At 61.4% G+C, this 14,678-nt stretch carries 13 protein-coding genes; 6 read left to right on the forward strand and 7 right to left on the reverse strand.

What is annotated here, in order from left to right; translation table 11 throughout:
• Window positions 1–313: ISAs1 family transposase (locus T424_RS21015; protein WP_037067729.1), on the forward strand; the 313-nt coding region annotated here is incomplete at its 5' end.
• A gap of 269 nt (window positions 314–582) precedes the next feature.
• On the opposite strand, the gene T424_RS0113845 is transcribed toward T424_RS21015, so the two are convergent.
• On the reverse strand, window positions 583–1,494 hold the full coding sequence (locus tag T424_RS0113845; RefSeq protein WP_027488264.1) for a DMT family transporter: 912 nt from the start codon (window positions 1,492–1,494) through the stop codon (window positions 583–585).
• Window positions 1,495–1,671: 177 nt separating this feature from the next.
• Between T424_RS0113845 and T424_RS23160 the strand changes: the two genes are divergently transcribed.
• From T424_RS23160 to T424_RS21795, 3 genes are all read left to right on the forward strand, one after another.
• Window positions 1,672–1,797 carry a hypothetical protein gene (locus tag T424_RS23160; protein WP_269076439.1) on the forward strand — a complete coding sequence of 42 codons (126 nt, stop codon included), beginning with the start codon at window positions 1,672–1,674 and terminating at the stop codon, window positions 1,795–1,797.
• Window positions 1,798–1,954: 157 nt separating this feature from the next.
• Complete coding sequence (gene leuA / locus T424_RS0113855) at window positions 1,955–3,694, forward strand: 2-isopropylmalate synthase (protein ID WP_051558983.1); 1,740 nt, start codon at window positions 1,955–1,957, stop codon at window positions 3,692–3,694.
• Between the two features lie 65 nt (window positions 3,695–3,759).
• On the forward strand, window positions 3,760–4,233 hold the full coding sequence (locus T424_RS21795; protein WP_154664912.1) for a hypothetical protein: 474 nt from the start codon (window positions 3,760–3,762) through the stop codon (window positions 4,231–4,233).
• 7 nt (window positions 4,234–4,240) lie between these two features.
• Here the strand turns inward: T424_RS21795 and T424_RS0113865 are convergent, their stop codons facing one another.
• Window positions 4,241–5,149: a metallophosphoesterase family protein gene (locus T424_RS0113865; RefSeq protein WP_027488266.1), complete on the reverse strand. Its 909-nt coding sequence runs from the start codon at window positions 5,147–5,149 to the stop codon at window positions 4,241–4,243.
• 142 nt (window positions 5,150–5,291) lie between these two features.
• Here T424_RS0113865 and T424_RS0113870 point away from each other — a divergent pair, with 142 nt between their 5' ends.
• Window positions 5,292–5,732 (forward strand): NUDIX domain-containing protein, encoded by a 441-nt coding sequence (locus T424_RS0113870; RefSeq protein WP_037067733.1) that lies wholly within the window; start codon window positions 5,292–5,294, stop codon window positions 5,730–5,732.
• Here T424_RS0113870 and T424_RS0113875 read toward each other — a convergent pair whose 3' ends face one another.
• Window positions 5,733–6,710 carry a glutathione S-transferase family protein gene (locus T424_RS0113875; RefSeq protein ID WP_027488268.1) on the reverse strand — a complete coding sequence of 326 codons (978 nt, stop codon included), beginning with the start codon at window positions 6,708–6,710 and terminating at the stop codon, window positions 5,733–5,735.
• A 462-nt stretch (window positions 6,711–7,172) separates the two neighbouring features.
• Here T424_RS0113875 and T424_RS0113880 point away from each other — a divergent pair, with 462 nt between their 5' ends.
• Window positions 7,173–7,748 (forward strand): GNAT family N-acetyltransferase, encoded by a 576-nt coding sequence (locus tag T424_RS0113880; protein ID WP_027488269.1) that lies wholly within the window; start codon window positions 7,173–7,175, stop codon window positions 7,746–7,748.
• An 88-nt stretch (window positions 7,749–7,836) separates the two neighbouring features.
• Here T424_RS0113880 and T424_RS0113885 read toward each other — a convergent pair whose 3' ends face one another.
• The 4 genes from T424_RS0113885 to T424_RS0113900 are packed head-to-tail and all read right to left on the reverse strand — an operon-like array spanning window position 7,837 to window position 14,655.
• Window positions 7,837–9,912 carry a membrane protein gene (locus T424_RS0113885; protein ID WP_027488270.1) on the reverse strand — a complete coding sequence of 692 codons (2,076 nt, stop codon included), beginning with the start codon at window positions 9,910–9,912 and terminating at the stop codon, window positions 7,837–7,839.
• On the reverse strand, window positions 9,909–12,710 hold the full coding sequence (locus tag T424_RS0113890) for a DUF4159 domain-containing protein (protein WP_027488271.1): 2,802 nt from the start codon (window positions 12,708–12,710) through the stop codon (window positions 9,909–9,911). The genes T424_RS0113885 and T424_RS0113890 overlap by 4 nt, the downstream gene beginning before the upstream one ends.
• Entirely contained in the window at window positions 12,710–13,627 is a 918-nt protein-coding gene (locus T424_RS0113895) for a DUF58 domain-containing protein (protein WP_027488272.1), read from the reverse strand. The genes T424_RS0113890 and T424_RS0113895 overlap by 1 nt, the downstream gene beginning before the upstream one ends.
• A gap of 14 nt (window positions 13,628–13,641) precedes the next feature.
• Window positions 13,642–14,655, reverse strand: a complete 1,014-nt coding sequence (locus T424_RS0113900; protein ID WP_027488273.1) for an AAA family ATPase — start codon at window positions 14,653–14,655, stop codon at window positions 13,642–13,644.
• Window positions 14,656–14,678 lie beyond the last annotated feature (23 nt).

Genomic DNA, 14,678 nt, shown 5'->3' on the forward strand with positions numbered 1-14,678 from the left:
GCCCGACGGGCGCAAGACCCACCATCTCAGACATTTCCTGCTCTCCAGGGAAATCAGTGCCGAGGCTTTCCTGCGGGTAGTCAGGGCGCACTGGACGATCGAAAACCAGTTACACTGGGTACTCGACGTAGCCTTCTGTGAAGATGCGGCCCGTAATCGCAAAGACAACGGCCCGCAAAACCTCTCTATCTTGCGAAAACTCGCACTCAACATCATCCGCCAGCACCCAGACAAAGCATCCATCCGACGAAAAATCAAAAAAGCGGGATGGGACGATCAGTTCCTCATCTCAATGATCGCTCATATGCAATAGCCCTGCCTCCAGGGGGGAGATCGGCAAGATCAAGGCCCTGCCTGAATTCCTGAAAAGGCCTTCATCACAAATAGTCGTTGAAGAATGGCGCTTTGTCCGCATTGCAATCTCCCCCCTTGAGGGGGAGATGCCTGGCAAGGCAGAGGGGGTAGGCCACGCCGCATTCTTCAGCGTCGTGTACTGTGCCCGCTTTTCCTGGAACCGCTCTAACTTTTTGTTTTTACGCATTTTCAGACGGAAAACCGGCTTCCACTTTTCCTGAAAATGCTCTAGCGGAAGCGGGCGAGCAGCCGGGTAAGGCCGGGCAGCGCCACCTGAAACAGAATGGCCCCCATGATGATGGCGCAGCCAATGGTCTGTGAAAAGGTGAGGCTTGCGCCAAGAAAGCTCATGGCGAAGATCAACGCCCAGACCGGTTCCAGGCACATGATGACACCGGCGCGTGCTGCTCCTGCCAGAACATTTCCGCGCAATTGCGCCACGAAACGCAGGCATGTTGCAAAGACCACGCTTGCCGCAAACCAGAACAGGCCGGAAAGCGGGATCATTTCCTGTGGCATCCTGTCCAGGGCAAAGGCGAAGGGCAGGCAGATGAGGCCTGTCATGGTGAGCTGGATGGCGCTGACGGCAATGGCGCCGTGATCGGCGGAATAGCGCCTGCCCAGCGTGACGCTGATGGCCCAGCACGCCGAGGCTATGGCAAACCAGATATGGCCGGGATCGACATGCGAATCAGGATTGAGAAACAGAAAGCCCAGACCGAACATGGCCAGCGCGATGGACCCCCACATGGCGCGGCTGACCGGCCAGCGATAGATGGCAAGCCCGAATACCGGCGCCAGAAGATTGCCGCAGGCGGTGATGAAGGCGCCAACGCCGGCATTATGCGTATGCTCAAGGCCAGTGATCCAGGCCATCATCGACAGCGACAACACCATGGCGGCGGGCAGAAGCGTGCGGGCGGCGCGCAAAAGCTGGCGTGAGGGGTGAATGCCGCCGAAAATGCCGAGAATGAGCCCGGCAGACAGAAACCTGAGTGCGATGAACAGGATGGGCGGCAGGCTGAGCACGGCCTTGGCGGAAAACAGCCAGCCCGTTCCCGCCAGAAAGGCGGCGGCCAGCATGAGAAGATCGCCCTTTCTCTGGGCAGATTTGGGCAAGGCGGGGGTCGCTGGCGGCATGGTTTCAAATCATGGGAGAGGGGCGCGCAAGCGCGCATGAACGTCTCTCATAAGCGGATTTGACCGGCGTTTCGCCCCTCATTCTTGCAGGGCTCGTAGGCACGAAATGCAAGGCTTGTTGTTTGCCCATGCGTTTTGGGGCTTGCGGGGCTGCCTCAGGCGCTTTATAGCGAGGGAATGAACAACAAGAGCGCATCCTTTGCTGGCTTCTATCCGTGCCTGCCGGTTTCGGCGGGTCGCGATGCCATGGCTCTTTCCTCGCTTCTTCTTCTCGGCCTTACTGGCGGTTGCCGGGTCCGTTGAGGAGCGCCCGGCGGCCGTTTTGCCGTCAGGCCATGTGCTCCTCGAAAGCCACCCCAAAAATCCGATAATGCCCATGGATGGGCGAGATTCGTCATTCGCAACGCGCTTTGCATCGGCTATAAGCCGGACGGATTTCAGTACGAGAAGAGACGCACCGATGAGCAGCACCAACGCGCCCGCAGCATCCGCCGCAAAGAGCAATGCCGGTATCAAGGGCATGGCCGATGCCAGCCTGAAATACCGCCCTTATCCGCAGGTGGATATTGCCGACCGCACCTGGCCTTCCAAAACCATTACCCAGGCGCCGATCTGGTGTTCTGTGGACCTGCGCGACGGCAACCAGTCGCTGGTCAACCCCATGGGGCATGATCGCAAGGCGCGCATGTTCCAGCTTCTGCTGGAAATGGGCTTCAAGGAAATCGAGATCGGCTTTCCTTCCGCCTCGCAGACCGATTTCGATTTTGCCCGCTGGTGTGTGGAGCAGGGCAATGTGCCGGAAGATGTTTCGCTGCAAGTGCTGGTGCAATGCCGTCCCGAGCTGATTACCCGCACTTTCGAGGCGCTGGAAGGCGCACACCGGCCCATTATCCATTTCTACAATTCAACCTCTGAATTGCAGCGCCGCGTGGTGTTCGGCAAGGATGTGGCGGGCATTCGCCAGATTGCCGTGGATGCCGCAAAAATGATTACCGACATGGCCGCCAAGGCGGGGGGCGGCTACCGCTTCGAATATTCACCGGAAAGCTTCACCGGCACCGAACTGGAGGTGGCGCTGGAGATCTGCAATGCCGTGATTGCCGAAGTGAAACCGACGGCGGATAACAAGCTGATCCTCAACCTGCCCTCCACAGTGGAAATGGCAACGCCCAACATCTATGCCGACCAGATCGAGTGGATGTGCCGCAATATCGACAACCGCGAAAACGTCATCATTTCGCTGCATCCCCACAATGACCGTGGCACCGGCATTGCCGCCACGGAACTTGGCCTGATGGCGGGCGCTGACCGCGTGGAAGGCACGCTGTTCGGCAATGGCGAGCGCACCGGCAATGTGGATGTGGTGACGCTGGCGCTGAACATGTACACGCAGGGTCTCGATCCCAGGCTCGATTGCACGAATATCGAGCGGATCAAGGAGGTCTATGAATATGCCAATGAAATGGTCATCCCCGAGCGTCACCCCTATGTTGGCGAGCTGGTTTATACCGCCTTCTCCGGCTCGCATCAGGATGCGATCAACAAGGGCATGAAGGCGATCAAAAAGGCCAATTCACCCGTGTGGGAAGTGCCTTACCTGCCGATCGATCCGCAGGATGTGGGCCGTTCCTACGAGGCGATCATCCGCATCAATTCCCAATCCGGCAAGGGCGGCATCGCCTATGTGCTGCAACAGGATTACGGCCTGAACCTGCCGCGTCCCTTGCAGGTGGAATTCCGCGAGGATATTCAGCGCATTACCGATGAGGAAGGCGTGGAGCTGCCCTCGAAGCGCATCTATGAGCGTTTCATCGAGCGTTATGTCGAGCAGTCGGATGCACCGCTGAAATTCGTCGATCACCATACCTATCCCGATACGGCCGTGAAGGGCCAGCGCATCATCGCCGCCGAAATCACCGACAAGGGCGAGATCAAGCGCATCGAAGGCAAGGGCACCGGCCCGATCGATGGTTTCGTGGATGCACTCTCGGCCTATCTGGGCTTTGAAATCTCGGTGCGCGATTATTCCGAACACTCGTTGCAGCATGGCTCCAATGCGGCGGCCATCGCCTATGTACAGCTTGACCATCCCGGCGGAACGCTGTTTGGCGCGGGCATCAACAAGAATATCGTCACGGCATCGCTGGAGGCCATCGTCTCTGCCGCCAACCGGGTTCTTGAAGAGCGCAAGGCTAAGTAAAGCGAGACAGACGTAGAAGCAGTTCGGGCGGCGATTTGCCGCCCGATTCATTATGAGCGTATTTGGTGTCTGGGAGCCAGGTGTTGAAGAATTTCGAGGATTTCCGCGCGGCCTTGCTCGGTCAAGGCATTTCGCATGTCTGGCGCGGTTATGGTTCTGCCATTTTTCTGGAGATCGGCCTGCTGGTGGCCAGCAAACGGCGCAGTGGCGAGCCCGGCGAGCCGCATGGAACGCTGACCATCATGATCCAGGGCGATTGGCGCATCGAGGACCGCACCACCATTATCTGCGGCAGCGGCGGCGAGGAGAAGCTCTGGCTTCAGACCGTGAAAGGCTTTGTCGGACGCTCGATTGCCGATGTGGCGCTTTGCGGCCGGCTGCCGGAACTGGCCGTGGACCTCGATGACGGCTTGCGCCTGCATTCCTTCTCCACCGTGCAGGGCCAGCCGGAATGGACGATTTTCAACAATCGCAAAGGCCGCGAGAACGCCGACTGGCTGTCGGTGGAAAACGGCGCGCTCGTGTGTCAGAGCGCGTGAGTGTTCTTCACCCCAACAGCGCCTGCTTGTGGCTGATGGTCACAGCCGTTCCCTCGCGGGAAAGGGCGTGACGCTCCCAGTCCAGGCTCCAGTCTCCGGCGCTGCCGGAAATGTGGAAAAGATTATAGGCGGCAATCGGCTTTTTGCCGCCCGCGCCCTGACTGGCGGAGGCGATGCCGATCACCGGCACGCGCCTGCCGCCTTTCTCTATCCAGTTCAGGGTGTTCAGATGGGTGTGGCCATGCAGCACGAGTTCTGCTCCCCCCAGCGAGATCGCGGCGGCAAAGCGGCGGATGCCGATCATGCGTTTGTGCTGGGCAGTTGCGCCGCGAATGGGCGGGTGGTGGATCATCACCACGCGGAAAAGCCCCTCGTCACCGGCCTTTTTCAACAGCTCCGCCGTTTCGCGGGCCTGGCGGGCGCTGAAAAAGCCTGTGGCCGAAAAAGGCGGTGTGGCAACGGAGGTGGAGCAGCCGATCAGCGCCACCGGACCACGGCGGCGAAAGGTTGGCCATAGCTTGAAGCCGCGCCGCCATGCAGAGGGATCGTCGTCGCCGCGCACATAATCATACCAGGCCTGCATGGCCTTTTCATGCGCGCCGGGCACATAGGCATCGTGATTGCCCGGCACAACGGAGGTGTCCAGCGGGCTGCCAAGATCATGCAGCCATTCCGCCGCCTTGGCGATTTCCAGCCCGGAGGCAAGATTGACGAGATCGCCCGTGACAGCAGTATGGTCGGGCGTCCTGGCCTTCATGTCGGCCACCAGCGTTTCCAGCGTGTTGGAGGCCATATGCTTGCGCCGGTGCCGGTGCCAGTTCACATAGCCGGTGATGCGCTTGGATGCCAGTTCGCGAAAGGTCAGCGACGGCAGGGGGCCAAGATGAATGTCGGAGATATGCGCAAGTGTGAACATTCGGCCCTTTGCCTTGGAGAGCATCTTGAAATCGCCCTGCTGGCGGGCAATCAGAACTGCGATATAAGCTTCAGCGAAAGAGCCAGCAAGCCGGATGAACACCCAATACAAAGATGAACCTTTAGGTTCCCTCAAAAAGCGCATGGTAAAGTTGCTGCACCTGTATTTTTCCGTGTCGCGGGGCATGACGCTGGGCGTGCGGGCCGCCTGTTTCGATGCATCGGGGCAGATTTTTCTGGTGCGCCATACCTATCTGCCCGGCTGGTATCTGCCCGGCGGCGGCGTGGAGCGCGGTGAAACGGTGGCTGAGGCGCTTGTCAAGGAATTGCGCGAGGAGGGCAATCTCGAAGCCCTCAACCCGCCGCAGCTTTTGAACATCTACCTCAACAGCCGTGCAACCAATCGCGATCACGTCGCCTTCTTTCGCGTCGAGGTGCGGCAGAGCGAACCCCGCCGCCCTGATCGGGAAATTGCCGAAAGCGGCTTCTTCCGGCTCGATGCCCTGCCGGACGGTGTGACCGCAGCGACCCGCCGCCGACTGGCGGAGCTTGCTGCTGGCGGACCTTATGCTGACCTCTGGTGATTAGAGCGTCTCCCGCCCATGCGGACTTTCCAGATCAAGCACCGGGCCAACGGGAATGATCCCGGTGGGGTTTATGGTCTTGTGGCTACCGTAATAATGCATCTTGATATGGGTGAAGTTGACCGTCTCCGCCACGCCCTTATGCTGATAGAGATCGCGCAGATAGGCGGAAAGCGCCGGATAGTCGGCAATGCGGCGGATATTGCATTTGAAGTGGCCGACATAGACGGCATCGAAGCGAATGAGCGTGGTGAAGAGCCGCCAGTCCGCTTCCGTCAGAGCTTTGCCGAAAAGGTAACGGCGGGTGGAAAGCCGGGTTTCCAGCTCGTCCAGCAGGGCGAAAAGCGGCGTTACAGCGCTTTCATAGGCGTCCTGCGTGGTGGCGAAGCCTGCCTTGTAGACGCCGTTGTTGACGCCATCATAGATGCGGGCATTCAGCGCGTCGATCTCCTCGCGCAGCGGTTCGGGGTAGAAATCGTCCCCGGAGCCGGTCAGGTGGTCGAAGGCGCTGTTGAACATGCGGATGATTTCCGCCGATTCATTGGAAACGATGGTGGCTTGCGCCTTGTCCCATAGCACCGGCACCGTCACGCGCCCTGAATAGAGCGGATCGGCCTTGGTATAGACCTGCCACAGGGTATCCAGGCCAGAGACATCATCGCCGGTTGCACCTTCGAAAGCGTCGAAGGTCCAGCCATGTTCCAGCATCAGCGGGTGAACCACCGAGACCGAAATCAACCTCTCCAGCTTTTTCAGCTTGCGGAAAATCAGCGTGCGATGCGCCCAGGGGCAGGCAAGCGACACATAGAGATGGTAACGGTCCGCCTCTGCCTTGAACCCGGCCTTGCCGCTTAGACCGGCACTGCCATCCGCCGTCAGCCAGTTGCGGAACTGCGAAGCGGAGCGCTGGAAATGCCCCTTGCTCGCCTTGGTGTCGTACCAGACATCCGTCCAGACGCCATCCACCAACATGCCCATCGTCCGATCCTTTCGCTTTTTTTTGAGCGCCGTGCGTTTTATCAAACGCACAAAGGACGCTGTAACGCTTTAAATCTGCTGCATAATTTTCACCTTAACTCGATTCCGATTTAAGGAATTATGCAGTAGAGCGCGGCTTGTCAGCCTCATGCAACGTGCTTGACGTTCTTGTATTAACGCATGTCGTTCTCGCAAAACCGCTGCACACTTTTGCACGACATGCTTCATTCCTGGAACTGCTTCATTTTACATACGATCAATGGTGCAAAAGGCGAGGGCGTATTTTCTGAACACTGCGTTTTTGCCGTAGACGCCGGAAAAATTTGTTGCTAAGCAAATCGCCAATCGATTTTGAGGCCTATTTCGCCATGATCATCCGGACCCTGCGACGACGCTGATGCTGAAAAGCCACTTTTCCGTGGCCGTTTACGCTCGCTCATCTCGCATAAGGTTCTGGCTTTCATGAACAAGCACGATCTGGTCTACCTCACCGAGGATGCGTCGCACGACGCCATTATCGAACTCATCAACGAAGAAGCCTTTGGTCCGGGCCGGTTCACCCGCTCTTCCGCCCGCATTCGCGAGCAGGGGCCGCATGACCGGTCGCTTTCCTTCATCTGCGCCGATGATGGTGAAACCATCGCCTCCGTACGGCTCACGCCGGTTACGGCAGGGTCCGTCAAGGGCCATCTGCTCGGTCCGCTGGCGGTGCGGCCCTCGCACAAGAACAAGGGCATTGGCCGGGAACTGGTGCGCATCGCCGTGGAGGCTGCGCGGCGCGCGGGCTCGCAAGCCGTGATCCTGGTGGGCGATCCGCCTTATTACAGCCAGCTCGGCTTCGAGAAGGTCGCCTGGAAGGCGCTTTCCTTTCCCGGCCCGACCGATCCCGGCCGGATACTGGTCTATCCCTTGGCGCCGGATGTCCATGCCCGCATCCACGGCGTCATTGGCTGGCGTGACCCGGCCGATGTGTCCGTCTTCGACGCCGTTGACGAAGACGAGGACTATGAGCCGATGCTACGTGTGGCCAATGGCTGATCGCATTCGTGTAATACTCGAAGATGCTGCTGCATAGTTCCTTGAACCGGAATCGATTCAAGGAACTATGCAGTAAATTTCCACAGCTTCACCGCCCCTCGCGCCACCACATGGCGGAAACGGCGAAGAGCAGAATGGCAAGCCCGCCGAAGCCCGCAAACAGCGGCAGGGTTTCAATGCCTTTCAGCACGCTTTCATTGGTCAGGCGAATGGTCAGGCGCTCATTGTCGGTGCTGCGCACCTCGCCGCGCACCGGCAGAATGTCGGGCAGGCGAAGGCTGCCGCTGCCATTGTCCAGCCGGGCGATCATGCCATGGGTGGCATCGGCCACCGGCTTCATCCTGTCCGCTGTCGAAATCATGCCCTTGAATTCCGGCGCATTGATCGTGCCGATATGGACGAGGGTGGAAAATTCGCCATTGGCGATGGTGAAAAGGCCGGTTTCGCTCATCTGCCGTTCCGCGGTAAAGCGGCCCGGCGCGCTCTGCGTCAGTGCAATTTCTTCACGCTTTCCGGAAGGGGAGGTCACGGTGGCGGGTCCGGGATTGTCGCCGATCGTCTGGCGGGTGATGATGAGGTTGCGGCCGGAGGCGCGCGCCGTCAGCGCTTCTTCCTCCAGTTCCGGCTCCTTCATCAGCCAATGGGCAATGCGGCGGTAAAGCGCCACATGCGGACCGCCGCCCTCGAAGCCGCGCGCCCACAGCCAGCCCTGATCGGACAACAGCATGGCGACGCGGCCCTTTTCCACCCGGTTCAGGATGAGAAGCGGATGGCCATCGGCGGCATTCATCACCGTTTCGCCCTGCGGCTGTTCCACATCGACGCTGCGGAACCAGCGGCCCCAATGCGGCGGCTCGCTGCCGGAGCCGTCGAGGTCGCGGGTCACGGGGTGTTTTTTGCCGATTTCCGACAGGCGCGGATAAAAGGCGCCTTCCAGCATATTGCCGGTGGGGGCGGCGGGCAGCACCTGTTCCAGCGGCGTCAGCGCAATCGAATCCTCGCCCGCATGTTCGGGACCGGCGGCAATCAGCAGTGCGCCGCCGTTTTTCACATATTCGGAGATGTAATCGTAATAGAGAATGGGCAGTACGCCGCGATGCTGGTAGCGGTCGAAAATGATCAGGTCGAAATCATTGATCTTTTCCACGAAGAGTTCGCGGGTGGGAAAGGCAATCAGCGACAATTCGTTGATCGGCGTGCCATCCTGCTTTTCCGGCGGGCGCAGAATGGTGAAATGCACGAGATCCACCGAGGCATCGGATTTCAGCAGATTGCGCCAGGCGCGTTCCCCGGCATGGGGTTCGCCCGATACCAGCAGCACGCGCAGGTTCTGGCGAATGCCGTCGATCTGGTGAATGGCCTTGTTGTTGATCGCGGTGATCTCGCCGGGCAGGGCAGAGACGGCAAATTCGAGAATATTGTTGCCACCACGCGGCACGGTGAAGCTGTAAGCCACATCGCGTCCCGGCACGGCCTGAATCGTGCCGTCATCCTCGCCGTTGATGCGCACCTGAATGGTGGCGGGCTGGGTGGAGGTGGCGACGCCTTCGTCAATCACCCTCAACGTCACCTGCTGGTCCTGCCCGACAATGCCGAAGCGCGGCCCGCGCACCACCTCGATGCGGCGGTCCACTTCGCCCGCCTTGCCGGTCAGCAGCGTATGGACGGGGGCATTGAAGCCCAGCGTGTTCACATTGCCCGGCACATCATGCACCTGACCGTCGGTGATGAAGATCGCCCCGCCGATGCGGGCGGGCGGCACATCGGAAATAGCCGAAGACAGCGCCTCGAACAGGCGGGTCGAAGGCGTGTCGCTGTCTTCCGGCGTCTTCGCCTCGACGATGCGCGGTTCGATGCCGGGAAATCTGGAGAGCCGGTCGCGGATGCCAGCCAGCGCCGCATCGGTTGTCGCGGTGCGGCCCGCCACGTCCTGCTGGCTCTGGCTGCGGTCCACTACCACCGGAACGATGGTGGAAAGCGCATCGCGATCTTCCATCTGAAACTGCGGATTGGCGAGTGCCGCAATCAGCGCCGCAAAGGCGGCAAGCCGAATGGCCGCGCCGCGCACGCCGCGCGACAAGCCGATAAAGGCAATGGCCAGCGCCAGAACCGCCAAAATCGCCAGCGCCCACCAGGGCAGGAAAGGGGAAAAGGACAGGGTCATTGGCCAAGCCTTTCCAGGAGCGCAGGCACATGCACCTGATCGGCCTTGTAGTTGCCGGTCAGCATATACATCATGATATTGACCCCGGCGCGGTAGGACATTTCCCGCTGGGTTTCATCCGGCGGCACGGTGGGCATTACCGGCAGGCCATTGCCATCCACCGCCCAGGCGGCCAGAAGATCGTTGCCGGTAATCATGATCGGCGTCACACCATCGCCTGAGGAGGAAACACCGCTCTTGCTGTTGCGCGCTTCCTGCCGCGCCTCGACCCACAGCGGACTGCCGCTATAGCGGCCCGGAAAGCTGCTGAGCAGATAGAAGGAGCGCGTCAGCACATGGTCCTTCGGCACCGGCTCCAGCGGCGGAATGTCGATATTGGCAAGGATTTGCCGCAGCCGCTCGCCATTGGCGCTCGCTCCGCCGCCGCCGCCAAAGCCCTGCAACTGGTCGCGCGTGTCGAACAACACTGTGCCGCCCGCACGCATATAGGCATCGATGCGGCTGATGGCGGCGGCACCCGGCATGGGGGCGCTCGCCGAAATCGGCCAGAAAATGATCGGATAAAGCGATAGCTCATCGCGGGAAATATCCACGCCCACAGGCGCGCCGGGCTCCAGCGTGGTGCGGAAGGTCAGAAATTCCGTCAGCCCTTGCAGGCCGCGCTCCGACAATTGATCGACATCGGCTTCCCCCGTCTTCACATAGGCAAGATGGGTGGTGTCGAGCCGGGAGAGAAGCTGGTCGTCACCGGGTCTGGCGTCATTGGCGCGGGCGTTGTCGGCGGGAGCGGCAAGCACCAGGCCAAGGCCGATCATGGCTGCCGTTGCGCCCCGCCTGCCGAGGCGGGCAAAGGCGCCACCCATGAAAAGCACGATCAGGCTGTCCAGTAACAGCAGCAACAGCGCAACGGTCAGAAGCGGCGGCTTCATCTCTACGGCAGTCTGGCCGGAAAGCGCCTCGCGCAGCAGGGGAACGCTGCCGCCATCGGTGGAAAGCGGTTTCAGTTCGGCATTGCGCGGCAAGAGGTTCAGGGCGGAATAGCCATCCTCGGAGCCATAAAGACCGGGGGGATTGTCGAAGCTTGCGGCCTGTGGCCGGCGGGGGCCAAGCTCCATGGGGCGAGCCATGGCGGTTTGCGCCGTCAAGGCGCCCTCTGCCGTCAAAAGCCGATAGGGCGGCAGGCTCGGCGCACTGACACCATTATTTTGCGCCACCGCGCCACCGGCATTGGCAAGCTGCACCACCCGGCGCAGCATTTCCACGAAATCACCGGTGATCGGCAGGTTCGACCATGTGGCCTCGGCGCTGACATGAAACAACACGATGCGCCCCGCGCCGGTGGTCTTTTCCGTCACCAGCGGCGTGCCATCGGCAAGGCTTGCCCAGGTGCGTTCGGCAAGGTCCGGCGTCGGTTCGGCCAAAACCTGCCGCTTGACCAGCACGTCCTTCGGCGCGGAAAGCCCGGCAAACGGGCCATTGGCCGGAAAATCCGCCAGCGGCTGCGGCTCGGCCCAGGAAAGCGCGCCGCCCAGTTCCCGTTCGCCCTGCCGCAGCGTCACCGGCACCAGCGGATCGCCTGCGGGGGCCGCCGCAAGGCGGGGGCCTGCGAAACGGATCAACATGCCGCCCTTGTTCAGCCATTGCTGCATGGGTTCATACATATCCTGCGGCAGGCGGCCAATATCGGCCATGATGATGGCCGAGGGGTTTTGCTGCAAAAGCTCCGGCAGGGAAATGGCCAGATCCTTCTCCTGCGGCTTGATGATGTCCGCATAGGGCTGCAATGCCCGCTCGATATAATAGAGCGGGGAAAGCAGCGGCTGGAATTCATTGCTGGCATCGCCGCTCAGCAGCGCCACGCGGCGGCGGCGGAAACCGTCATCCAGCAGATGCACGGTGCCCGCATTGGCAAGGCCGGGAATGCGGAGCCGGGCAAAATCATTGCGCAGTTCGAAGGGGGCGGCAATCTCCGCCGTCGCCGTTGTCGCTTCGGGCGCAAAGCTTGCCACGCCGGAGGCAAGCGGCCGTCCCTGCTGGTCCTGCGCGTCCACCGTTATCTGCTGCGGTATGCCTGCCGCAAGGCGGGAGACCTTGACGCTCAGGCTGTCGGCCTTGTTTTCGGCGCCGGTCAGCGCCAGCATCCTGCTGCCATCCTCGGCAATCAGCCGTATATCCTGCGGTGAAAGCTCCGAAAAATGCACCATCACCCGTTCATCCTCGCCGGAGGCGATGCCGTCGCTGATGAAAGCGATGGTGCCCGGCCTCGTTCCGGCAAAGGCGGCCTGAAGCGCGGTGAGGGCGCGCTCCCGATCCGGCGTCAGCGGGCGGGGATTGGCAGCCTCCAGCTTTTCGCGGGCGCTGGCGGGCGTTCCCGGCACGGCATCCTGCTGCTGCTCGGCGGTGAAGGCGAGCGAGACGGCGACGTTCTGCTTTTCGGCCTCGTCGATCAGCGTTTCGGCCATGGCCTTGCGGTTTGGCCAGTCGTTTGCGCTGGCCCAGCCATTGTCGATAACGAGTGCCAGCGGCCCGCCCGTCGCGATCGTGGTGCTGCGCGGATTGAGAACCGGTTCGGCCAGCGCCAGGATCACCAATGTCGCCATCAGCATCCGCAACAATGTCAGCCACCAGGGGCTTTTGGCGGGCGTTTCTTCCCGTTTGATCACGCGCGCCAGAATTTTCAGCGGCGGAAAAACCTCCTGCTGCGGGCGCGGCGGGGTGAGTTTCAGCAGCCACCAGATGGCCGGGAGCAGAACGAGCGCACCGAGAAGGGCCGGGCTGGCAAAGGCGAAGGCTCCCATCACGCCCCTCCGCGATGGGCGCGCTGCGGTGCGCCGGAAAGATGCATATGGACTTTTACCAGCGCTTCGGAAGCCAGCCTGTCGGTGAGATGGTGGGTAAAGCTCCAGCCAAGCCGCCGCAGACTGTCGCTCAGCGCCTCGCGCCTTGCAAAATAGGCCTTGCGATAGGCGTCTCGCACCGTTTCGGCGCGGCCTGAGGTCAGCTTTTCGCCGGATTCGGGATCGGTGAATTCGGTGCGGCCCACATAGGGAAAATCCTCTTCCGCCGGATCGGCCACTTCAATGACATGGCCGCGCAGGCCGCGCCGCGCCAAAGGCGAAAGCCGCTGCATGATCGCATCGGCATCGTCGAGAAAATCGCCGATCAGCACGAGGTCGCTGGCATTGCGGATCATGCGCGTATCCGGCAGGCCGCTTGTCTCGGGCGCATGAATGAGCGCGGTGGCCAGCCGCTCGGCGGCATTGCGGGCGGAAACCGGCTCCATGATGCCGGGGCAGCCGATGCGCTCGCCGGACCGCGCCAGAATATCCGCCAGCGCCAGCATCAGCACCAGGGCGCGGCTTTCCTTGGAAACGTTGCCGAGTTTGGATTTGAACATCATGGATGGGGAAAGATCGGCAAAGAGCCAGACGGTATGGGCCGCCTCCCATTCCCGGTCGCGGATATAGAGATGATCGTCGCGGGCCGAGCGGCGCCAGTCGATGCGGGAAAAGCTTTCGCCTTCGGCATAGGGGCGGAACTGCCAGAAATTTTCGCCGATGCCACGCTTGCGCCTGCCATGCCAGCCGGCAATGACGGTATTGGCAATGCGGCGTGCCTCCACCATGCAATCGGGAACGAGGGCGGCGCGCTGGCGTGCGCGCGCCAGCACGTCGCCTGTCGGCGTCCGCTCAACGATCTGTCCCAGTGCCGCCACGCTGAAGCCTTTCCTCACGCCTTTGCCTGCCGCACCAGCGCGGCAATCACGTCACGCACGCTCATGCCTTCGGCGCGGGCGGCAAAGGTCAGCGCCATGCGGTGTTCCAGCACGGGTTCGGCGAGCGCGTGGACGTCATCGATGGAAGGCGCAAGGCGGCCCTGGTAAAGGGCGCGCGCCCGCACCGTCAGCATGAGCGCCTGACCGGCGCGCGGGCCGGGGCCCCAGGCCACATGCTTGTCGGTCTCGGAATTGCCCTGGCCCGGACGGGCCGCGCGCACCAGCGCCAGAATGGCGTCCACCACCTTTTCGGAAACCGGCATCTGGCGAATGAGCCGCTGGATGCCGATCAGCCGTCCGGCATCCAGCACCGCATCGGCGCTGGCATCGGAAAGGCCGGTGGTTTCGAGAAGGATCTGCCGTTCGGCGGCAAGGTCGGGATAGTCCACATCCACTTGCAGCAGAAAACGGTCGAGCTGGGCTTCCGGCAGCGGATAGGTGCCTTCCTGTTCCAGCGGGTTCTGCGTGGCCAGAACATGAAAGGGCTGCGGCATGTCATAGCGCTGGCCAGCGACCGTGATGTGATATTCCTGCATGGCCTGTAACAGCGCCGATTGCGTGCGCGGGCTGGCGCGGTTGATCTCGTCGGCCATCAGCAATTGGCCGAAGACCGGACCCTTGACGAAGCGGAAGGAACGGCGGCCATGCTCGTCCTGATCCATGACTTCGGTGCCGAGAATATCGGAGGGCATGAGGTCCGGGGTGAACTGGATGCGGTTGGCATCGAGCCCCAGTGCCGATCCCAGCGTTGTCACCAGCTTGGTCTTGGCCAGACCCGGCACGCCGACGAGCAGGGCATGGCCACCGGATAAAATCGCCAGAAGCGTGGTTTCCACCACTTTTTCCTGGCCGAAAATGACCTTGGACACCTGGGTTCGAATGGTGGCAATGTCGGCAAGCGCCTGTTCGGCGGCGGCGATCATGGCCTTTTCGTCCAGTCCGGTGTCCGGGGTATTCATCATGCCCATCAAGGTCTCCTCGGCCAATCTGT

Source organism: Allorhizobium undicola ORS 992 = ATCC 700741 (assembly GCF_000621665.1).
In the GTDB taxonomy this organism is placed as follows: Bacteria; Pseudomonadota; Alphaproteobacteria; order Rhizobiales; family Rhizobiaceae; genus Allorhizobium; species Allorhizobium undicola.